We start from the raw sequence: 23,176 nt of genomic DNA, 5'->3' as shown, positions 1-23,176 counted from the left end.
CCTTCAGAGGAACCACGCAGATGCTGTTTGTCAAATCTCCTGAACCTGGTCCTGTTCTTCGCAGGCTGAAGTATGGTCTTGCCGCTTCCTTGATTGCTCTAGGCGCTGGAAACGCGTGGGCGGAAACCACGCTCACTGCAGTGATGCATTCGGATTTGCGTATCCTTGATCCGATTATCACAACGGCGCATATCACGCGCGATCATGCCTATATGATCTATGACGTGCTGATCGCCGTGGATGAGAACTTCAAGCCGCAGCCGCAGATGGCCGACTGGACCGTGTCAGACGACAAGAAGGTCTATACTTTCACGCTGCGTAACGGCCTGAAATTCCACGATGGAGCACCTGTGACTGCCGCTGATGCCGTGGCTTCACTCGAACGCTGGGCTAAACGCGATGCTGGCGGCCAGCTTATCATGGACATCACGGATTCGCTCAAGGCGACCGACGATAAAACCCTTGTCTGGACCCTGAAGGAGCCGTTTTCGCCCTTCCTCGATACGCTCGCCAAGCAGGCCGCTCTGCCTCCTTTCATCATGCCTGCGCGTATCGCGGCGACGCCGGCCGACACGGCAATCACCGAACATATCGGTTCCGGGCCGTTCAAATTCGTGCCGGGCGAGTTCCAACCCGGTGTCGGCGTGAGCTATGTCAAGAATGAGGATTATGTTCCGCGCCAGGAACCAGCAAACTGGATGGCTGGCGGCAAGGTCGTCAATGTCGATAAGGTGCGCTGGGTCACGATGACCGATGCTCAGACAGCGGTGAATGCCCTGACTAGCGGCGAGATTGACTACATCGAGCAGATTCCGGTGGATCTTGTTCCATTGCTGGAAGGTGACGACGGTGTTGTTCTGGAGCAACGAGATCCTCTGGGATACCAGACGATGGGTCGTCTCAACTTCAAGCATCCGCCTTTCGACAACCCCGATATACGTCGTGCGGCTTTCCTAGCCATGTCACAGGAACCGGTGCTTGCCGCTCTCATGGCTGACCCGAACTATTACAAGGTTTGTGGCGCGATCTTTGGTTGCGGAACGCCCAATGCGACCAATGTCGGTTCAGAGAGCATTACAGGCCAGGGCAATATCGAAGAGGCAAAGGCGCTGTTACAGAAGGCGGGCTATGACGGCAAGCCGGTTGTGCTGATGCAGCCGACGGATGTGAGCAGCCTGTCTCCACAGCCTGTCGTGGCCGCACAACAGTTGCGAGCAGCCGGGTTCAACGTCGACATGCAGCCGATGGATTGGCAAACGCTGGTCGGCCGCCGTGCGTCCAAGGACGAACCGTCGAAGGGTGGATGGAACATCTTCTTCACCAACTGGCAGATACCGGAAGTCTGGACGCCACTGAATTCAGTCATGTTGAATGGTCGCGGCGATCAGGGCTGGTTCGGCTGGCCGCAGGATGACAAGATCGAAGCGTTGAAGAAGGAGTACATTTCGGCCCAGACACCTGAAGACCAGAAAGCCGTGATCGAGAAGATTCAGGCACACACCCTGGAGAATGTACTTTACATCCCGCTTGGCGAATACAACCCCCCGCAGGGGCGTCGCACCAATATCGTTGACATGCTTGGTTCGCCAGTGCCGGTCTTCTGGAATGTGAAGAAGACCGAAGAGTAACTTTGCCCGCCGTTATCGTTCTCATCCGTTTCGGGCGTGATAACTCCCAGTCCACCGCGGAGCCGGCTTTTCTTGTCGGTTCCGCATCACGCGGGGCGTGCATATGGCTGTCTATCTCGTAAAACGCATTTTTGCGCTGGTGCCGGTGCTGTTGCTGGTATCGATTTTCGTCTTCCTCCTCCTGAGACTGACGCCGGGCGATCCGGCTGCAATTCTCGCGGGCGACGCAGCGACGACGGAACAACTGGAGCGTATTCGTGAGGCAATGGGCCTCAATGAACCGATCCTGACGCAATATCTCACCTGGATGGGGAAGATATTCCAGGGCGACCTTGGTGTTTCGCTGATTTCGGGCGTGCCCGTCATGGATATGGTTTCGCAGCGCATCGGCCCGACGATTTCGATCGCTGTCCTGACCATCATTATCGCGGTCCTTGTAGCCATACCGATGGGTGTAATTGCTGCTTGGCGGCACCGCTCTTGGATCGACTATCTGGTGATGAGCTTTTCCGTTCTGGGCTTCTCCGTTCCCGTTTTTCTGGTCGGTTATGTGCTGTTGCTGCTCTTTTCGGTCAATCTGGGCTGGTTGCCGGTACAGGGGTTCAAACCGATCTCCGCGGGTCTCGGCGCCTTCTTGGAGCGGGCAATCTTGCCTGCGCTGACGCTGGCTTCCATCTATATCGCACTTATTGCACGCATGACCCGTGCGGCGATGCTGGACGTTCTGGGCGAAGATTACATCCGCACCGCGCGAGCCAAAGGCGTCAGCGATCGCCGTCTTCTATTTGTCCATGCTTTAAAGAATGCGGCTGTGCCGGTCGTCACCATTGTCGGGACGGGCTTCGCGCTCCTGATCTCTGGCGTCGTGGTCACAGAAAGCATCTTCAACATACCCGGCATCGGCCGCCTGACGGTCGACGCAGTGCTTGCCCGCGATTATCCGGTAATCCAAGCCATGATCCTGCTGACGAGCGGACTCTATGTGTTCGTCAATCTGTTGATCGATCTTTCATATACATTGTTCGACCCGAGGATTCGTTATTGATGCGCACAGAATCGACATCGGCCGGCATGCACTCGATGCTTCGCCTGTTCTCGTTGCCGCGCGTCGCCCGCGTTGGCATCGGACCGCTGATTGCTGCCGTGCTTCTCGCCGCAATCATTCTTCTAACTCTTATCTCTCCGTGGATCGCTCCCCATGATCCGTTGGCCATGAACCCGATGATGCGTCTCAAGCCGCCATCAGACCAATATCTGCTTGGCACGGACAATTACGGTCGGGACCTTTTCTCGCGCATGATCCTCGGAGGGCGTATTTCGCTTCTGATAGGGCTTCTTGCCGCGGCTTCTTCTATCGCGGCCGGCGTACTCATCGGTCTTATAGCAGGATTCTTCCGAACTGCTGATGCGATAATCATGCGCATGATGGACGCATTGATGGCGATGCCTTCGATCCTGATCGCCATTGCACTGGTCGCGCTCAATGGACCGTCGATCGGCTCGGTGATTGTTGCAATTACCATCCCAGAAATCCCTCGTGTGGTAAGGCTGGTCCGTTCGGTCATTCTAAGTGCCAGAGAGGAACCTTATGTCGAGGCCGCCTTAGCGCTCGGGTCCAGCACGCCAAAAATCCTGTTCCGCCATCTTTTGCCGAACACGATGGCACCGCTGATTGTGCAGGGCACATACATCGTTGCATCGGCGATCCTCACTGAAGCGATCCTTTCCTTCCTCGGGGCTGGCATCAGCACCGAGATACCGACTTGGGGGAACATCATGGCGGAAGGGCGTCAATTCTTCCGCATCAAACCGTCGATCGTGCTTTGGCCGGGACTTTTGCTGACGCTCTGCGTCCTCTCTATCAACCTTCTGGGCGATGCGGCACGCGATACGCTCGATCCGCGCCTGAAAAAGCGGGAGGGCTGACATGGAACTGAGAAATCGTGACTTTTCGGCAGAGCCTGTCGTCTTGGAAGTGGATGATCTCGCCGTGGCGCTTCCCGCTGGCACCCCCGTACTTCGTGGCGTGAGCTTCGATATTCGGAAAGGCGAAACAGTCTGTCTCGTTGGGGAATCGGGATCTGGAAAATCCGTCACTTCCCTCACTGCCATGGGTCTTTTGCCGCAAAATGCATTGCGGGTGACGGGCGGTGCAATCCGCCTCGACGGGCAGGACCTGGTGCAATTTTCACCAGCTGATATGAAGAAGATGCGTGCCACGCGCATCTCGATGATCTTTCAGGAGCCGATGACTGCGCTCAATCCTGTGATGCGGGTTGGAGAGCAGATCACGGAAGTTCTGGATATACATACCGGACTTTCGGCAGCCGCCAAGCGTGCCAAAGTAATCAATATCATGGAGCAGGTTCATCTGCCGGACGTGGAGCGCATCTATCAAAGCTATCCGCATCAGTTGTCGGGTGGCCAGCGCCAGCGTATCATGATCGCCATGGCGCTCATTCTGGAGCCTGCGGTTCTGATTGCAGATGAGCCGACCACGGCGCTCGACGTAACGACGCAGAAGCAGATTCTGTCACTGATCGCGGAACTACAGGAAAAGCACGGAACAGCCGTTCTGTTCATTACGCATGATATGGGCGTGGTTGCTGAGATCGCGGACCGGGTCTGCGTGATGCGCAGTGGCGAAATCGTGGAGCGTGGCACCATTCGTCAGGTTCTGTCTGAACCAAAGCAGCAGTACACGAAGGATCTGCTTGGTTCCGTACCAAGCCTCATTCCGCGCTCTTCGCGCGAGCGACAAGCGCTCGATGCTGTCATTCGGGTGCGTGATCTCGGTATGACTTATCGAAGCGGCGGTCTTTTCAGCAGAAAGCCTGGCGTCAAGGCGTCGCGTGAGGTCAGCTTCGATCTCCAGCCAGGGCGAACACTCGGCATTGTCGGCGAATCCGGTTCAGGTAAGACCACCGTGGCGCGTTCAATCATGCGCCTGATAGAGCCGACGGAAGGCGAAATTATCGTGGGTGGGCGCGATATTGCCCATCTCGGAAAACGGGAGATGAAGCCGTTTCGCAAAAAGCTTCAGGTTGTGTTTCAGGATCCATTCCGCTCGCTCAACCCTCGCTGGACCATCGAACAGAGCCTGACTGAAGGGCCGCTGAACTATGGTGTCTCCTATGAGAACGCAGTTACCGAAGCCAAGCGTCTGCTCAAGATCGTGTCATTGCCGGAAGATGCCCTTAAGCGATATCCGCACCAGTTCTCGGGCGGGCAGCGTCAGCGCATCGCGATTGCGCGTGCTGTCGCTCTTCGTCCAGATATTCTGGTTGCCGATGAAGCCGTGTCTGCGCTCGATGTGTCGGTGCAGGCGCAAGTTCTTGATCTTCTGGCGGAATTGCAGAGGGATACCGGCATCGCAATTATTTTCATCACGCATGACCTGCGTGTTGCAGCACAGATTTGCGATGAGGTGCTGGTGATGAAACGCGGACAGGTTGTGGAACAGGGCAACGCCGCTGACGTGCTGGGTAAACCTTCCCATGACTATACACGCTCGTTGATCGAAGCCGCCCCGGGCCGTTTCTGGGATTTCGCTGCGGGACGTCCCGCAGCCTGATCGAAGGGCTGCCGATGGCAGCCCCGATCTTCTTTAAAGTTTCAAACAGGAATGAAATCATGCCCATCATACCGTTTATTCACGAGAAAGCCGGCGAAATGCGCGCGGTTTTCGAGGATCTTCATCGCCATCCCGAAATTGGTTTCGAGGAGAAACACGCTTCAGGCGTTGTGGCTGGTCTTCTGGAAAAATGGGGCTTCGATGAAGTCCATACCGGTATCGCCGGAACCGGTGTCGTCGGGATACTGACGGGGCGCAACGGTGGCAATCGCCGCATCGGCCTGCGTGCCGATATGGATGCGCTGCCTATCGATGAAACTTCCGGCGTTCCCTACAGCTCACAAAATCCCGGACGCATGCACGCCTGCGGTCACGATGGACACACGACGATGCTGCTCGGCGCGGCACAATATCTGGCGGCAACGCGCGACTTCGAAGGCAGCGCGGTATTCGTATTCCAGCCCGCAGAAGAAGGTCTCGGCGGAGCGCGCCGCATGATTTCGGAAGGGCTTTTCGAGCGATTTCCCTGTGACGAAATCTACGGAATGCACAATCAGCCTCTGGGTACACTCGGCAAAGCTGCGATCCGAAAAGGCGCAGCTATGGCTGGGGCCAGCTTCTTCGACATCAAGCTGACTGGCAAAGGCAGCCATGCGGCCCAGCCGCATAATGCGCGTGACGTACTGGTGATCGGCGCCGATCTTGTCGGCCAGTTGCAGACCATCGTGTCCCGCAACATTCCAGCTACGGAAGCCTGTGTCGTTTCCTGTACGCAATTCCATACTGGCAGCGCCTATAACATCGTGCCGGAAGTCGCCACGATCACCGGCACAATCCGTTACTTCGAACAGCGGGTCTGCGATCTCGCCGAAAGCCGCCTGCGAGAAATCTGTGCCGGCGTGGCAACAGGTTACGGCGTCACTGTCGATGTCGATATCCGCAATGTGTTTGATGTTCTGCGCAACGATCATGAATTGACCGACGCCTATATCGCGGCAGCGCGCGATGTGCTGGGCGAAGAAAACGTGACCGATGACTGCCCTGCCTTCATGGGCAGCGAGGATTTCGCGGACATGCTCGCCCGTGTGCCGGGCGCTTATATCAATGTGATGCATGGTGGCAAAGCTGCCCTTCACAACCCTGCCTTTACGCTCGATCCCGCGACATTGCCTATCGGATCATCGATCTATGCCCGGATCGTGGAAACTCGTCTGCCAGTAAATAAGGAACTTTCCGCATGAGTGCGCGTGAATTGCCGTTTGATCTCGATGACATGATAGCCCGCCTGCGCCCATGGATCGAAACAGAAAGCCCGACCTTCGATGCAACGGCCGTGAATCGCATGGTTGACGCCGCCGCCTATGATTTTGCCGCTGCCGGTGCGAGCGTCGAATTCATTCCCGGACGTATGGGCTTTGGTGGATCGTTGCGCGCCCGTTTTCCACATGCGGATCAGGGGAGTCCAGGCATTCTGGTTTCCGGCCATCTCGATACTGTCCATCCGCTCGGCGTCATCGATGTGAACCCCTATCGCCGCGAGGATGGCAAGATTTACGGTCCGGGCATTCAGGATATGAAGGGCGGCAATTTCGTGGCTCTTGAGGCAATGCGCCAGATCGTCCGTTCGGGACTGGCGGCAAAGCTGCCGGTGACATTCCTGCTGACGCCCGACGAGGAGGTGGGAACGCCTTCCACACGCGATCTGATTGAACAGGAAGCACTCAAAAACAAATATGTTTTGGTTCCCGAGCCGGCGCGTCGTGACGGCGGTGCCGTCGTGGGACGTTATGCGATTGCCCGCTATAATCTCGAAACGGTAGGACGTCCGAGCCATGCAGGCTGGCTGCTTAAGGAAGGACGCTCTGCAATCCGCCGCATGGCGGAAAAGATCCTGGAGATCGAAGCTCTCACGACGGATGACTGCACTTTCTCGGTTGGCGTCATTCATGCCGGACAATGGGTCAATTGCGTTTCTTCTAGCTGCAAGGCCGAAGCGCTCAGCATGGCGAAGACCCAGCAGGATCTGGAAGACGGTGTTTCTCGCATTATGGCGCTTGCTGGCGTAAAAGACGATGTGGAATTCATCGTCACGCGTGGCGTCACACGCCCGGTCTGGGAACACGGACAACCGCAGGATATGAAGCTCTTCAATTTCGCCAATGATATAGCGAAGGAGATTGGGTTCACGATGACAGCCCAGAGTTCAGGCGGTGGTTCTGACGGCAATTTTACAGGCGCACTTGGTGTGCCAACGCTCGATTCTATCGGCGTTCGAGGGGAAGGTCTTCACACCTTGGGTGAGCATATCTTCGAAGACAGCCTGATAGAAAGGGCGCGTCTCCATGCGGGCCTGTTTCTGCGGCTCAGCTAAACAAAGCGGGCACAGCCATGCGCGATGAGAAGCGACTTATAGCCCATGAGGTTCCGGGGCTGAAGGAAGATGTCACGATCAGGGTCGACCAGTGGGGTGTTGCCCACATTCGGGCGAACAATTCTCATGATCTCTTCTTTGCACAAGGCTGGAATGCTGCACGTGATCGTCTCTGGCAGATCGATATTGCGCGCAAGCGCGGTCTCGGCTTGCTGGCGCGCGATTTCGGTGCTGGCTATCTCGAACAGGATAGGGCGGCGCGGCTATTTCTCTATCGCGGTGATATGGCACCCGAATGGAAAGCCTATGGTTCGGAGTCGGAAGAAATCTGCTTCGCATTCGCCAATGGGATCAATGCCTATATCGATGCCTGCGATGCGGGTTCGATACCACTTCCGCCGGAATTTGGATTGCTGGGCCATCGTCCAGACCGATGGAAGGCAGAAGACGTGGTTCGTGTGCGAACCCACTCGCTGACACGCAATGCATCTTCCGAGTTGGTACGATCAAAGGTGATGGCCGCAGCAGGAAACGAACTTGGCGCAAGGCTTGATGGATTGCGCAAGCAGTTGTCTCATGGTGTCGTGCCGAAGCCGGCCGATGGGTTTGATCCGGCGATCATGACGGATCGTGTTTTGCGTGATTTCAATCTTGCTGTCAGTCCGGTAACGTTCTCCCGGAGCAGGCTTGCGGCCACGCTTGAGGAGGCGGCTCTCTGGACGACCGTTATGCCATCGGGTGAGATTGTCAGGGCTTCCTTCGAAGAAGGCTCAAACAATTGGGCGATCTCAGCTGAGAAGACTAGCACAGGACGCCCGATACTGGCGCTTGACCCGCATCGGACACATGTCCTGCCATCTATCCGTTACGTGGTGCATCTATCGATGCCTGGCCTTGATGTGATTGGCGCCGGTGAACCGATGGTGCCGGGTATATCGATGGGCCATAACGGGGTTGCTGCTTTTGGGCTTACTATTTTCGGCGCGGATCAGGAAGACATCTATGTCTATCGGACCCGTGAAGATGATCCTGAACAATATGCCTATCAGGATGGTTGGGAAAAAGTCGCGACCATCACGGAAACCATTCCAGTGAAAGGCTATCCAGACCAGTCGGTGACGCTCGAGTTTACCCGTCATGGCCCCGTCATTTATCGCGACGCTAAGAATAATCGGGCTTTTGGTTTGCGAACCGTCTGGATGGATGCAGGTATGGCGCCTTATATGGCCAGCCTCTCCGTTGTGAAGGCGAAGAGTTATGAGGAATACGCCGAAGCGTTGAATGGCTGGGGTTGTCCATCCGTCAATCATATTTACGCGGATAGGACCAACAAGATTGCATGGAAACCCTCGGGTGCGACGCCTCTTCGTGAGAATTGGGATGGCTTGTTACCTGTGCCAGGTGATGGACGCTATGAATGGAACGGCTATCTTGCACCGCAAGCAGGGCCGACTGAGGTCAATCCAGCGCGTGGTTTCATCGCTACAGCCAATGCGATGAACCTACCGAATGACTGGGCTTCTACCAGCCCGGCCATTGGTTTTGAATGGCTCGATAGCAGCAGGCATGACACGCTGCATCGGGAACTGTCGCGTGATACGCTGATTTCTCTTGAGGATTGCGTGCAATTGCAATGTTCGACATTTTCGCCAATTGCCGCACGCGCACTGAACTGCTTGAAATCGATGGGCTTGACCGGCAAGACACCAGCGTGGCGATTGCTTCGGAACTGGGATGGCGATCTGGCGGCAAGCTCAGCGCCCGCCGCTCTATTCGAGGTCTGGTTCAGCAAGCATCTCGGCCCGTTTGTCGCGCGTAGAGAAGGTGCAGAGCCCTACGTCATTCCGATGCTTGCGCCGTTCGATCCTCCAAGTATCGTGGAATGGCTGGAAGAGGCGGCGCCTAACCGCGAAGCCAATAAAGATATTGCGCAAAGTCTTGATGATGCCTGGGCAGAATGCACGTCATTGATGGGAGAGAAACCGGAGGAATGGTCGTGGGGCCGTGTTCATCAACTTAAGCTTTCTCACCCCTTGCAATCCCTGACGGATGAGGCTTGGTCGCCCGAGACTTTGGAGTTGGGCGGCAGCAGCTCCACCCTCAATTACGCCAATTACCGGCTCGCCGATTTTTCGGTTTTGGCTGGACCATCGGTACGGATGGTGATCGATGTGGGGGAATGGGACAACAGCCTGTTTGTCAACAATCCCGGACAGTCCGGCGTGCCGAGTTCACCCCATTATAAGGATCTTCTTGCCCGCTGGCATAATGGCTTCCATTGTCCGCTGGTCTATTCCCAAAAGGCTGTGGAGGCTGCAACCATACGTACAATCATGCTGAAAGCATAACCAGCTGGCATCGCTCAGCGCTCTGGGTTCTTCACCGAGAGAAGGGCGTGGTTGGTACACGCTAAATCTGGCAAATTATAAGCCATACTGGACATAACCGCAAACTTGTCCGTGATTTCTTGCGTTGAAAGCGCCTCAATCTATTCAAGAATGCCGAGTCTGTCAGTTGGCAGATTGCCTTGGCTTAACGGCGCAGGAAGAAAGATGCCACAACGTTGTGGCGCTAAAAGGCGAACGGATTCCTGGGCGAAGTAATGTCGTATCGCAACCGGTGCAACGTCGGTGCCAGGCTGAGGAAGCCAACCAGCGCAGCGCAAGTGCGCACCATCGCTCAACAGATGCTTGCTGTCATCTTAACTCGAATATCGCAATAATTTCAATGAGAACGAATGGTGGGCGTGACAGGGATTGAACCTGTGACCCCTACGATGTCAACGGCGGCTTGCTATTTCCCGATACTTCCCGGAATTTCACTAACTTACTGTATTTAATGAATAAAAATTTTATGCGCATCCTTGATCTTCCCGAATATTCTGTTCAAATCATGTGCTGAAAGTTGCTAATCTGTTGCTAGGATTTGATATGCCAATTACGAAAAACGACGTAGACGGCCTGACACCCGACACAATTTTGTGGGATGACGGCAGGGGTAGCGTGGCAGGTTTTGGGGTGAGGCGGCAGCGCGTCGCTCGAGTGTTTATTCTCAAGTATAGCGTTCGAGGGCGTTCGCGATGGATGTCTATTGGAAAGTATGGATCACCATGGACCGTTGAAACAGCTCGTCTCGAGGCAAAACGCCTTCTAGGCTTGGTAGCATCAGGTGGCGACCCGGCGGCCGCGAGAGACGAACAACGATCTGCTGAAGGTCCGTTGACTGTCGCGGAACTCTGCGACGATTATATGAAAGCTGCCCGTGCAGGTGCCATTTTAACTCGCTTTCACCGACCTAAGAAGGAGTCGACGCTTCAGATTGATGTGGGTCGCATTGAGCGACACATTAAGCCACTTATCGGAAAGAAGCATGTGATCGAGGTGGATTCTAAAGTTGTCAAGCGTCTGATCCACGATATCACGGTGGGAAAAACAGCTACGAGTATCAAAACTGGGACCCGCGGCAGAGCAATTGTAACTGGGGGTGCAGGTTCTGCTGCTCGCGTCGCGGATTTGCTGTCAGGGATTATGACATGGGCAGTCGATGAAGGCTTGATCCGCGACAATCCTGTTCACAGAGTTCGCAGATACCGAGGACAGCCACGGCAAAGATTCCTATCAGAAGTAGAACTGAAACAACTGGGAAAGGTGCTATCTGCCGGACGCGATTGTAATGAAAAAGCAATTCAGCGTTATGCTCTGACAGTCGTTCATCTACTTGTGTTGACGGGATGCAGACTAAACGAAATTGCTTCTTTGAGATGGTCTGAAGTCGATTTATCTCAGCGATGTTTGCGTCTCGGGGACACGAAGACGGGGCAAAGTCTCAGAGCAATTGGTAGCGCAGCAACGAAAATCTTATCGAACATCGATAAACTGTCTGGTTCAGACTGGGTATTCCCTGGAGCAAGGGGAGACGGCCCGTATCAAGGAACGAAACGTGAGGCTGCCCGAATATTTCAAACAGCGGAATTGGATAATGTCACTTGCCATACTCTCCGGCATACGTATGCGTCTTTTGCTTCGGGGTGTGGGTATTCTGATGGCACAATAGCTGGACTGTTAGGGCACAAGGGAAGAGGCGTTACTTCTCGCTATATACATCGTCCGGACAGCGCGTTGCTTGCGGCTGCGGAGGACGTCAGCGAGCATATCAAAGGGCTGTTGAACGTGACGTCTAACGACGCGAAATAGCCTAATTTATGACAACTGGCCAGCGGGTATACCTGTTCTAGCAGGCATTAGTTCGGCCTTGGGCGCGCTGCTAGACCGGGTTGAAGATGCTGCTCCCTTGGGCAGACGTTAGGTGGAATTGGCGAGCAAGATGGGCATTCTAGCCGGGCCGCCGAGATTTCAGAAAAAGGCCCTTGTTTGTCGTGTCCTGACTGTTCTTGAAGGCTTTATGGGGACATATTTGACAAACAATAAGAAACAGCCTGATTGTCGGTAACGCGCATTCAAGTCACCACCGGGGTGAATAAGGCATATACTAATTGGAACGCCGTGCGCAGGCCTTTTTACTGGGCGTTCTATGCCTCGTTCACGACCGGAGTAACTTCCCTAGCGCGGTTTCTCCTCCGGCTGCTGTTTCGGCGGTTAGGCCTATTGCGGTAGGCTGCCCGCCGATTGTACCGTCAACGGCTGCGTCTGCCCTTCATGAGCATGTAGGCCATTAAGGCCACCAGACCAACAGAAACCCACGCGGAGCGGTGCCTGGGACTTCTCGTGCGTATTGTACGACATGTTGGCCACGTTCACGTGCATCTTCGGCGAGAACATTTACAGCGTCTTTCGTTGATGCGAGCGCGTCATCAGTCGCGCTGGATAAATTGCTGAGATGATCTGACAGGCGGAAAGATAGGCTGCTGTCCTCTCTGCGCGTGCGTAGATCTGTTCGGAAAGCATGCTTTCGGGGTGCCATGCCATAAGATTCTCCTTTTAAATTATCGGACCGAAACGGCGAACAGTAAGGAATTGTTCGAGTTTTTGCATATTATGCCTGGCCATTAAGCGGCCATTTCCCGGCAAGTCGCGGCACATAGATCACAAGCGGCGACACATTCGTCCATCCCGTCGAGTGCCTCGCAGCTCTTGGAGCAGGCCTCGCATATTTCAGCACAGGCTCGACATACCGCTTGGTGCAAAGGCGTCCGCAAGAGCATGATATGGGCACAGCTCCTGCATATTTCGGCGCAAGTAAGCATGGTTCGAAAGTGTGTGGGTTCGACATGTTCCCCACCTTCTTCGAGGCAGTGTGTGGACGCCATTCCGATGCATGTCTGATAACAAGCTAAACATGCATCAATGCAGGCTTTCATCTCGTTATTGTTCATCGTTCCTCCTCCCTACTGTTCCTTCCTAAGGAACGCATCGAAACTATAACTGTTCCAAACGAAGATTTCTTGGTGCTGACCGCCCGGTGGCGCACTTGACTGGGGGCCAAGGTTTGATCCCGATACTTGCAACGAATTAAAGAGCAATTGACTCTTGATCAACAGTGCGAAGGCAAGCACGTCCAGACCAAACAGCCGTAGCACGGAAGCCGTAGTCTACCGCAAACTCTACGAGACATCCCGCGGGCAACGCTTACGTGCGCGACAACTGACCGCGGCATCCGTTGTGTGCCTATCGCTTGCAGCAAGAGGACGTCACGTCGTCACGTCAGCTACGGTATGTACCACGTGCGTAGATGGTCGACATGGATAAGACTTACAATAGACAAGAAAGTGTGTTCGAGGCGCTTTTGGAGGCGCTGATCGAAGTAATCGGGTATGTTGATAGGGCTGAACCCTTCAGGATTATTGTACTGGGTTGATGATCCCAGTGGCGCGCGAAAGCGTAGAGCCGCTGGCGGCGGTAACATCGCCGGGGCTGGTTTCTGCCAAGCATCAATCTCTGCTGCATTTCGTAGAGCAAGAGCCCTGGTCTGATGACGCCTTGATGTGGAGGGGCCTGAATTGTCATCGCCGACGCTCAATGAGGTCGGCGTAGCAAATTAATTGTGGTGATTATCAAACGCGCTAGAATGGCTATCTGCCCATTCGCTTCCGCCTGGAATTCCCAGAACTGAATTTGAAGAATGTCTATGGATTGCTTGAGCGCACCTTTCACCGAAAACAAAGGCGCTGCTTGCTGCGCAGAATGACTGAACCGCCTGACTATTCGTCGGCACGCACCTGTGCGTGCGAAATTAATCCGAAGATGAAAGTTCCTCCAACGACGTTCCCGAACAAAGTTGGGAGCCCGAATTTAAAGATGCTATCAAACGGGGTGACTTCTCCAATCATAAGTAAAAATAGCACCTCAATTGAACCCACTACGATGTGTGTTAAATCGCCGATAGCTATGAGGTATGTGATGAGAAAGATTAATGCTAGGTGCCCCTGCTTTGTACTGTGAAGCATCCAGACCAACGTAGCAATAAGCCAGCCTGACATTATTCCCTTACTGAATAGTTCATTGCTGCCGTTGGCTATAAGGTGCTTACCCATGTCAACAAACGTATTGGTCACTTCGTCCGAGAAAATCGGCATACTAACCATAACGAAGGCTGCAATTGCACCGCCAATCAAGTTCCCGAAGAGAACAATGGTCCACAACCTGATCATTTTCACGAAATGAGACAGCGTCGGCTCTGTCATAAAAGGCAAGACAGGAGTGATCGTATTCTCCGTGAATAGCTGCTGATTGGCGATGATGACGATGATGAACCCGACCGTGTATCCTGCGGAGCTCACAAGGAAGAAAAGATCGCTGTCTGGAAGGTAAGTCTCCAAAATTCCCCGAGCGATCATGGATGTGCTCATAGAAATTCCGCCTGCAATGGCTGACCAGAAAAGCGCCATTGCATCTCGGTTGATTTCCTTCTCACCATCACGTCGGATTAGCTCGTGGATGGCGGCTGACTTCGATGGAAGTCTTTCCTTCAGCCCGTCTGCCGTCGGCTCCGTCTCTTCCGAACTGGACATCCTGATCCCCTGACTATTTTCGCTTTCGGCAAATAGTGCGCTTCAGATGTTTGTCGATAGGACGGAACCCGAATGGTGGCGGTTCGTTTAGTCTGTCTTGGACAGGAGAAATGAATGCGTAAGTCGATATTGTTCTTAATTTTAGCCGTTGCTGTAATCTTGGGATTTATCTTCGCAACACCTTATTATTATGGGGTGTCTCCTCAGAACAGCGGCGAACAAGGCTCTTCTGAGGTTCAATAGGCCCTTCTTTCGTAAGATGCGGAGTGAAGATGTAAGGCAGTTCCATGATTTAAACTCGGAGTAGGAAAATGAAAAACTTAGTCATATTTGCGCTACTACTGATCGCCCCGAATATAGCAGTTGCACAGGAATCAGGTATGCCGACACAGTCAGGCACGCAAGAACCGGAGGTGCCAGGCAATCCGCCATCGTCTCCTAATCAGCCGCCGTCTGACCCAGATGCGGTTCACGTTCCGCTAAATTCCGAGCCACAGAAGCAGGACCGCGTGAAAAAAGAGGAAGACGAATGCGCACCGGGAAAGGATGCGAAGACCTGCGTTGAGCGCCAGCGCGGGCGAAAATAGAGCGCTGTTTGGGTGGTCCAGTTAGGCCCAAATATGTTGCACTATTAAGGACTATTTCACCGGATGTGCTTTTATGCGTATCAGAATATTCTCATGGCGAAACACGCTGACGTGAAAAAATTACACCGAGAAGATCCAATTGAACAGTATGGGCTGAATGATGGGCCAAGAAGATGACCAGCAAGAAAACACTTAAAATCAGAAACTTAAAGAAGCATATGGCGGAGAGGATGGGATTCGAACCCACGGTGGAGTTACTCCCATGCCGCATTTCGAGCGCGGTATTGTGCCGGGATTAAAGGTTAGACCTAACTATACGAACGGCTGTGGAAAGATCCTCTGTAAAAGACATGGCAAAAGTGCCGGTAGTGCACAGGTACAGTGAAGTGTATGACATATGGCAAAAGGGGAATTTTGCCATATGTAGTCGCGTCAAACTAGCGTTCATATTGACCGGAAAGGGGCCGACTGCGGACTGTCCGGTTCTCGCCGAAAATCCGAAGAAGCAGACATTCGGCATCCAACCCGATTGTAGTCATATTCGCTGTCGATCGGCAGCATGTCCGCGCTCAGGTGGTGACGGTCGATATATTCTGCCGCACCCCAAAGCGATCTCGTCCCTTCAGGTTTGTCAGGTTCTATCCGACGCATCACGTTCTCAAAAGTGGTAGTTGTCAATCGATTGCCTGCCCTCGATACTCTAAATCGACCGGAAGGGTCTCAATGAGATAGCCGGTTTTGGGCAAAGCCGTTGGTTTGGGTTTATGGGCTTCATAATCACGGATCAATAAACCCGAGCTTGCATAACCTTCTTGATTGGCAATGCGAGTTAGCGCCTGGTTCCAGGAATACCCTCTTCACGGCGAAGAAGTTTGGCTTTCCATTTCAGCTCATTAATAGTTGCAGATAGGCTATGTGAGCGCTCGAATAGAAAAAGCTCCAAGTCAGACCCTGTATGTTGAACACTTTCCCTTTGTAGGGGGACTGGGGTGTCGGACGAGTGTAATTTTAAAAACGAATATTTGGATTTCAAGGGAGTTCGGCCCGACCTGATCTTCTAGCAGACGATGAAGTGATTTCGATTGCAGCGGGTTGAAAGAGACTGCGAGCTTTGCGACATTGGAAATAGTAAACTTTACATTGACTTAAGAATTGGTGCCGCATCGGTTGCTAACTAATAGTGCACGAGGTTATTGATGGGTCCGGAGACGCTGTTCGATAAGTCGTTCTTCGAATGCTAACCGTCGACGAGGCGGCTAAACATAACGGACAATGCCAATGAATGCGGAGACGACGAATTCGGTTCGCTCGCTTTCGAACCGCAGGGGGACGCACTGACATGAAGCCGATAGGAATCATCGACTCTGAGCGTTTGCGGAACATTCCGAAAAAATCCCAAGCTCAGCACGAGTTTTGTTTCCATCTCCACGACCTCATGGCTGGCCTGCTAGTGCAGATGGAAATCCAGAAAGCGGGACATATCCATTTCGAGATCGAATCGGAGGACGATAAGCGTCTGCTTGAGAGCGGAGTCCATATCCTGGACTTCCTAGAAAAAACTGGCAGAGGGGAATTGGAGCGTCGTGCGGTGGTGAACCACGTCTGCAATGCGCTCTTTGCGGACATGCTTCACTTTATCTACGAAGCACTTCGCTCCTTGGAAAAAAGAAAATTCACGGTCGCGTTTTCGCTGCTCAGAAAACCACTCAAGGAAAGCCTGCTGATCGCGGCGCAAATGTGTGCGGACGAAAGAGCATTCTTCGACAAACTGAAAACGGATGCCAAAAACCTCCTGCGCAGAACCGAACTCGACGAAGCTGGTATCAAGAGCCTCCTTGAAGCAGCGATGACCGCCACGAAGGGCTCCAGTTTCACAAATCCCGATGCTGTCTACGATGCAGCCTTCAACTTCCAGAACGAAGCGGGATTTGCAGGACTCTTCGACAAGGCTACCCATTTGGTCACCGAGTTTCGGCGAAACCAGACAGAAGACTACAACCTGAACTTCATTTTCAAGAATCCACTGGATGATGACATCTATTCAGGTGGCACGTACTCGCAGCTGGCCATGCTGCTTTTGTTTTTGCACGTCATGCAGATCGAGCTTTATGGGCGCATGCGGGAGTCCAGTAAGAAGTATCAAAACTGGATGCTATTCACTTCGCTGGGAACGTACGAAGCTCTTTTCACCAAGGATCGATCCCGTATTACCAACTTCGTGAATTCGAACTTCGGGGAATTCATGCAGTGTCCGGTGTGCAACGCGCAGCTTCGCATCAAGAAGTCGGAAGCGCCGAGGCTATTTATCGCTGAGAGCATCGAGTGCGATGGATGCCTGACAAATCAACATTTTCCGTTTGGCTGGTTGCTCTCGAAAGTCGACCTCGATTTGTTCGATATTTAGATCGCTGGGTGGTGCGGAGGACAGAACGAGAACGAAAGCTATGCTGTAGACGCCAAGGACGATAATATACCGGACATGAGCGAGTCGACCGAGCATACACAGTCCGCCGAGCTTACCGCCGGCAGCGGATTCACCTATGAGGATAGGGTTGCTGGCGTCTATTTGGCGAGCCTGCTCGCAGAAACCGGTGCACCGAGCCTTGACGCATATGTCGTTGCGAGGGTGTCGTTCCAACAGTCGTCCTTCGGTCACCCACTCGACGATCTTATCGTAGATGCGAATGCCAACGATGGCTCCGCCGCGCAACTAAGCCTTCAAGTTAAGAGATCGCTTCGAATTGGGGCGGGAACGACCAATACCGACTTTCGAAGCGTCATCACAGCCAGTTGGGATACGTTGGCCAAGCCCGATTTTCGGGAGGGCATCGATCGATATGGCTGTGTGGTGGACACCATCTCGGCCGATCGTCTTCGCGCGCTACGAAATGTTTGTGACTGGGCACGCGCCAGCGCCGATGCAACACACTTTGCCAAACGTTTCGCAACAGACGGCCCCGCAAGCGCAACGCACCGCCAAATAAAGAATGCAATAGAGAGCATTCTGGCCGAGTACACAGGCGCGAAACTCGATGAAGCTCAATCGCATCGGTTTCTCAGGCATTTCGTGGCCATTCAGATGGATGCCTTGCATGAGGGCGAAGCCACCTCACCCCTGTTAGTTCAGCAGCTCCAAAGTGTTCTCGCCGATTCCAAGTCAGGACGCGGTCAGGACTTCTGGGAAGCCCTGCTGCGCCTCGCCAGCGAGAGCCGAGGACGGGCAGCTTCCCTTGAACGTCCTAACCTCTTGTTGGCACTTAAGGGACGATTCCAATTTCGCGGTAGCAGTGTATTGCGGAACGATATTGAGCTTGTAAAGACCATTGCCACGGACTGGCCGCAATCCATTGAAGTTCGGATTGGCGGTGTGGCGGTTCCACGCCCGAAACTACATGAAGCGCTGGACGAAGCCGCAAAAAATCATCGGTTCGTTCAAGTCCACGGGTTGCCAGGTACAGGCAAAACCGCCGCACTGAAACATCTTGCCCTGAACTGTCTGGCCGCGGGCCCGATTCTGTTTCTGACTCCCGACCGCTTGGCGGGGAACAGTTGGCAGGCCTTCGCGCAGTCCATCGGATTGTCCTGCCATGACCCGAAGACCCTGCTCGCGGAAATCGGGGCGCTAGGGACGCCCTATCTGTTCATAGACGGCATCGATCGCATTGAGTCGGCGCAACGCAACATTGTCACTGACCTGCTTCAACCGATCCTGCACTCCGAGGCGCTGAGCGACTGGCGCGTCGTTGTCACCGCTCGTGACATCGGGATTGAGCCGCTGCGCAACTGGCTCCCCGCTGAGCTTTTTGCCATGCAGGGTATCGGCATGGTGGAAGTCAGGCCATTCGATGACAATGAAGCCACCGCGCTTGCGGACGACCTGCCTGGTTTGCGTCCCCTGCTGTTTTCTACACCTCAGGTGCAGCAGATCGCTCGTCGTCCGTTCTTTGCATCGGTGTTGGCCCGAGAGCTGTCCTCTGGCGATACAATTTCGGCACCGCGATCGGAAATCGACCTGACACAACGCTGGTGGCGAGGCGGCGGCTATAACGCCTCCTCTTCCGAGGTCTTGCTGCGACAACGCGCGATCATTGACCTTGCGCGCGCTGCCTGCCGTCAGTTGGGACGGCCTTTTGCGCTTTCCCGGCTCAAGCATGCAACGATCGATACGCTTCAGGCGCTGATTGCGGACGGCATCATTGAGGAAGTTGAGGAAGGCCACAGCGCAAAATTCTCTCACGACATTTTTTTTGAATGGTCATTTCTTCACTCGCTTAAGGACGAAGACGATTGGATTGGGGCAATCAGCGCAGTTGGCGAACCTCCGGTACTCGGTCGTGTCGTTGAATTGCTGTCACAGTTGGAATTTGCCAACGAAGAGAATTGGCAATCAAACCTAGCGCGTATCGAGGCCTCAAACCTGAGAAGTCAGTGGATGCGCGCATGGCTACTGGGTCCACTCAGCGCGACAGATTTCAACGAACACGTGGAAGTGTTTGACCGGGTTGTCGACGCTGACAACTACCGATTGCTGGAAAAAGTGTTGGTTTGGTTTCAGGCGGAACGGACGCGCCCAAACGACTACATCCTATCGCACAACGCGGCGACCAAGGACCTCGATCGAAGTGAGATCATTCGATATGCCGACGCGCTCGGATGGCCATCCGACTTCACGATGTGGCAGCAAATGCTGGGCTGGATCTTTGCCAGGCTAGATGCTCTTCCGAAGACGCTCGTACCGCAAATTTTGCCGGTGTTTGAGGTCTGGCAGAACGCTCTTCGCGGAATTCCAAATGTCATCTCGGAGCGGATCGTCTCTCAAGCGTTCGCATGGCTTACAAGCATCGAGGCCGTTGAGTATCCTCGCCGCTTTTCAACGGATTTGGGGGAATGGGGTGATGTCGGCCGACGTGAAGCCCTTTCAGGGCTGGCATCCAAGCTTCGTTCCCTTGTGATTTTGTCTGCGGAGTCATACCCGAACGTGGTCAGTGACTATCTGGCTAGGTTTTCGACCCAGGAGCGTATCCATTTCGACGTCTATCAGGACATTATTGGATTCTCAGCCACGCTGGCGCAAACCCATGCCGAGGAGCTAGCGGCGTTTGCGGAGGCGCAACTCATAAAGGAGTTGCCGGAAGATACGCAAAATCGCCTGCGCCGCGAGGCACAGGAACACGCCGAAGAAAGGGAGCGACTACGTGCCAAACCGGAAAGTGAACTGACACAACTCGAACAGCGCATGTTGGACAGCCCACCGTCCCTTGGCCTGATTGGCGGCGTCTCTCACTGGGACTGGGATCATCTGGCGATCGACGACAGCAGGGGTACCTATTTTCCCGCTTCACCGCTTAGAGAACCATTTCGGTCATTGTTCCAACACAGCGCTGAAACCGCACTGCGCCTCACGCGCCGGCTTTGCAACCACGCCATCACCGCCTGGCGTCAATTGCATCGCCTCGATTACGATCGACGCGGTACACTCATTTCATCGGAGTTCGCTTTTCCCTGGGGCACGCAAATAATGTGGGGTGGCACCAGAGAATACCTTTGGGGCCGGGGTTGGTGGGGTCCTCAAGCCATCAAATGCGCTCTTCATGCAGTGGATTCGTGGGCCTTCGAGCAAATTGAGGCAGGCGCCGAACCGGACGAAGTAATCCGGCGCATCGTCGAAGGCCATGAAAGCGTCACACCGCTCGCCATCGCCGTTTGCATCGCTCTCGAAACAAAGCGCGTTTCTGAAGCGACGCTGCCGCTCGTGACCAACCAGCGTTTGTGGCACGCTGATGTCCAACGCTGGGTCAACGAACACGGCAGCTCACAGTCGATGTTGATCGGGTTCAGGGGGAAGCGCAGCGACCGACCCCATATCGAGGCCGTTCAAAAGGACTTTGAACGGCCATGCCGAAAAATGGAGCTGCGGCAATTGGCGCAGCTCTTTGTGCTTTGTGGCAACGATGCGCTTCGCGAAGCAGCACAGATAGCGATACAAAACTTCCCCAACGACCTGCCGTTCGAATACGAAGAGCAACGAAAAAACGATGTCCATGCTCAGCAATTGCGGGAAACCGCAGACAATTGGGCCGAGTGGGGCAAGTTGGAAAACTACCGCAGCCAAAAGCTCCCGGACGAGCCAGGCAAGCAGCTCGTCTACCTGGAGAACCCCAAGAGCGAAGAGCCTAAATCGGTAGAGGCTGCGCAGCGTCACGAACAAACCATGCGCGAAATGGCGCTGTTTAATTGGGTCACCGATACATTTCAGAACGGTACCATATCTGCACGGATGACTATCGGCGAGGCGTGGGAAACGGCAAAGGGTATCGACCACGCGCAAATGTTTACCCAGCGAGACAGCGGGGACATTAGCGATATGACGCGCGGCGCGGTAGCGGGAGCGGCAGCCGTCGCCTTCTGCTTTCCGGATGAGAGCAGCGACGATTTTCGGTCGTGGGCCAGGGATGTATTGGACCGTGCGTTCCGAACTCCTGAACCCGACGAAGACTGGTTCGCTGGCTCGATTATCCCGTGGCACCCGCTGCTGTTTGTTGCCAAGGCTCTGGCAAGCCAAGTTTCGCAAGAGTCCGAACATCACGAAGCAGCGGAACGACTTTTGGCCCTGACGGTGCATCCGTTAGATCAGGTAAGCCGTGAGGCGACCAAGCAGTGCCTTGCATGCTGGGACAGCGACCGGCGACTTGCATGGACCGGTCTCGATCTCGGATTACGCCTCTGCATTCGGCAACGGCCACCGCGCGGAAGTGGGGGGCGTTCGTTTGATGCTCAGCGTGAACAAACCGAGCGACTGGACGTCGCGCAAAGTTCGATCGAGGCATACCTCGCGTCTTCTGGCTACCCTGAACTGATCACCCCTCCAGCAGCGTGGGAGTTGGCCCCGCAAGAACGAATGAACTGGTTCGCTGAAGAAGGCGACGGCATTGACCAGGAGGACGATGACGCCGAAATGGTCTGGCAGGATCCTCGTCGCTACTGGGATTGGGATTCAGCTAGAGAAGTTCTTACGTTCATTCCAGTCGGCAAGCTCATGGTTGATGCTGAATTGCGTACGAAGTTCCTCACGCTGGCCGATAGCCTGCTGGATTGGACGTTGGAGCGAATGAACCCTAGCTGGCGAGAGGACGACCCGCACGGACGTGACGATAGGCATACCGACCTTCTTCAATGGATCGGTCAATTGTCGAACACACTTGCCTATGTCTGTACCCACCTCAGTGAAGAGGACGCGACCACTCGATATCTGTCAAAAATCTATCAGCTCGACGACGAGCAAAGCCTGTCGCTCCTCTCCGGCTTTGTCGATATTTTCATTTGCCTGACAGTGCTGGACGCCGATGAAGTGTCGCCTGATGCGATTGCCATTCTTGATTCCGCGTTGACCCGCGTCCTTCAAGACAGAACCTTCGAACGGCGTTCGTATCGGGAAGGCGAAGTCTACGGCTATGACCTTCCTCGTCTCATTCCGTCATTCATGTTCGTCCATGTCCCCAAGGCCGACATGGCCGCACGGTTTGCAAACGGCGACTGGTCAGAGATTGAAGTGGTGATGCCGCTCGTCGACAAGTTCATCAAAACGGCGGGTTGGGTGCCCTCTGTGGCAGAAGACTACCTTACACTTGTGGAAAGAGCTGCGGAACACTACCCGCCTGAGCGGTTTTCCGATCAGGTGATCGCAATTTTCGAGATGGAAGACCTGACCAGAGCGGGCTGGACCAACACCATGTTGCCCGCTCGTATCGCGGTCATGGTACAAAACCTGTCTGAGAAGAGGCAATCTCTCGATATCAGCCTAGCACAGAAGATGTTACGGATTCTGGATTTTCTGGTCGATATGGGCGACCGCCGCAGCGCTGCACTTCAGCTGAGCGAGACGTTCAAAAACATCAAGAGAGACATGCCTTTCACTGATGCCGCCCAGTGATAGGTGGGTTGCAGATGCAACCCTGCCCTTAGAATGGGATGTGAGGGGCAAGCAAAATCGCATGCGTTGGTGCGCGCGCAGTCGGGTCTGATGCAATGCGGCTTCCGACGGACCTCATC

14 protein-coding genes are annotated in these 23,176 nt (G+C 54.3%); 12 read left to right on the top strand and 2 right to left on the bottom strand.

Annotated elements, in window-relative coordinates; translation table 11 throughout:
* Positions 1–20 precede the first annotated feature (20 nt).
* From FJQ48_RS19170 to FJQ48_RS19135, 8 genes are all read left to right on the top strand, one after another.
* Positions 21–1,628, top strand: coding sequence for an ABC transporter substrate-binding protein (locus FJQ48_RS19170; RefSeq protein ID WP_139976518.1), 1,608 nt, complete (start codon positions 21–23; stop codon positions 1,626–1,628).
* A gap of 103 nt (positions 1,629–1,731) precedes the next feature.
* Entirely contained in the window at positions 1,732–2,673 is a 942-nt protein-coding gene (locus FJQ48_RS19165) for an ABC transporter permease (protein ID WP_139976517.1), read from the top strand.
* Positions 2,674–2,708: 35 nt separating this feature from the next.
* The gene (locus FJQ48_RS19160; RefSeq protein WP_247870427.1) at positions 2,709–3,554 is read left to right on the top strand and encodes an ABC transporter permease; all 846 of its coding nucleotides are present in this window, start codon (positions 2,709–2,711) and stop codon (positions 3,552–3,554) included.
* Between the two features lies 1 nt (position 3,555).
* Positions 3,556–5,202 (top strand): ABC transporter ATP-binding protein, encoded by a 1,647-nt coding sequence (locus tag FJQ48_RS19155; protein ID WP_139976515.1) that lies wholly within the window; start codon positions 3,556–3,558, stop codon positions 5,200–5,202.
* Between the two features lie 59 nt (positions 5,203–5,261).
* Entirely contained in the window at positions 5,262–6,443 is a 1,182-nt protein-coding gene (locus FJQ48_RS19150; RefSeq protein WP_139976514.1) for a M20 aminoacylase family protein, read from the top strand.
* Positions 6,440–7,573, top strand: a complete 1,134-nt coding sequence (locus FJQ48_RS19145; protein ID WP_139976513.1) for a M20/M25/M40 family metallo-hydrolase — start codon at positions 6,440–6,442, stop codon at positions 7,571–7,573. The genes FJQ48_RS19150 and FJQ48_RS19145 overlap by 4 nt, the downstream gene beginning before the upstream one ends.
* Before the next feature lie 17 nt (positions 7,574–7,590).
* Positions 7,591–9,921, top strand: coding sequence for a penicillin acylase family protein (locus tag FJQ48_RS19140; RefSeq protein WP_139976512.1), 2,331 nt, complete (start codon positions 7,591–7,593; stop codon positions 9,919–9,921).
* A gap of 582 nt (positions 9,922–10,503) precedes the next feature.
* Positions 10,504–11,766, top strand: coding sequence for a site-specific integrase (locus tag FJQ48_RS19135; RefSeq protein ID WP_139976511.1), 1,263 nt, complete (start codon positions 10,504–10,506; stop codon positions 11,764–11,766).
* A gap of 812 nt (positions 11,767–12,578) precedes the next feature.
* Here FJQ48_RS19135 and FJQ48_RS22790 read toward each other — a convergent pair.
* Both FJQ48_RS22790 and FJQ48_RS19115 read right to left on the bottom strand, forming a co-directional pair.
* Positions 12,579–12,905 carry a four-helix bundle copper-binding protein gene (locus tag FJQ48_RS22790; RefSeq protein WP_012093623.1) on the bottom strand — a complete coding sequence of 109 codons (327 nt, stop codon included), beginning with the start codon at positions 12,903–12,905 and terminating at the stop codon, positions 12,579–12,581.
* Positions 12,906–13,730: 825 nt separating this feature from the next.
* Positions 13,731–14,540 carry a formate/nitrite transporter family protein gene (locus FJQ48_RS19115; RefSeq protein ID WP_139976510.1) on the bottom strand — a complete coding sequence of 270 codons (810 nt, stop codon included), beginning with the start codon at positions 14,538–14,540 and terminating at the stop codon, positions 13,731–13,733.
* Between the two features lie 114 nt (positions 14,541–14,654).
* Between FJQ48_RS19115 and FJQ48_RS22875 the strand changes: the two genes are divergently transcribed.
* The 4 genes from FJQ48_RS22875 to FJQ48_RS19100 all read left to right on the top strand — a co-directional run bounded on the left by FJQ48_RS22875 (position 14,655) and on the right by FJQ48_RS19100 (position 23,057).
* Positions 14,655–14,783 carry a hypothetical protein gene (locus FJQ48_RS22875; protein ID WP_255412161.1) on the top strand — a complete coding sequence of 43 codons (129 nt, stop codon included), beginning with the start codon at positions 14,655–14,657 and terminating at the stop codon, positions 14,781–14,783.
* A gap of 68 nt (positions 14,784–14,851) precedes the next feature.
* Entirely contained in the window at positions 14,852–15,127 is a 276-nt protein-coding gene (locus FJQ48_RS19110) for a hypothetical protein (RefSeq protein ID WP_012093621.1), read from the top strand.
* A gap of 1,339 nt (positions 15,128–16,466) precedes the next feature.
* Complete coding sequence (locus tag FJQ48_RS19105; protein ID WP_139976509.1) at positions 16,467–17,531, top strand: hypothetical protein; 1,065 nt, start codon at positions 16,467–16,469, stop codon at positions 17,529–17,531.
* A gap of 75 nt (positions 17,532–17,606) precedes the next feature.
* Positions 17,607–23,057, top strand: a complete 5,451-nt coding sequence (locus FJQ48_RS19100) for an ATP-binding protein (RefSeq protein WP_139976508.1) — start codon at positions 17,607–17,609, stop codon at positions 23,055–23,057.
* Positions 23,058–23,176 lie beyond the last annotated feature (119 nt).

Origin of the sequence: Ochrobactrum sp. CGA5, assembly GCF_006345815.1 — a bacterium.
GTDB lineage: Bacteria > Pseudomonadota > Alphaproteobacteria > Rhizobiales > Rhizobiaceae > Brucella.
This window is presented reverse-complemented; position numbering and strand designations above follow the sequence as displayed.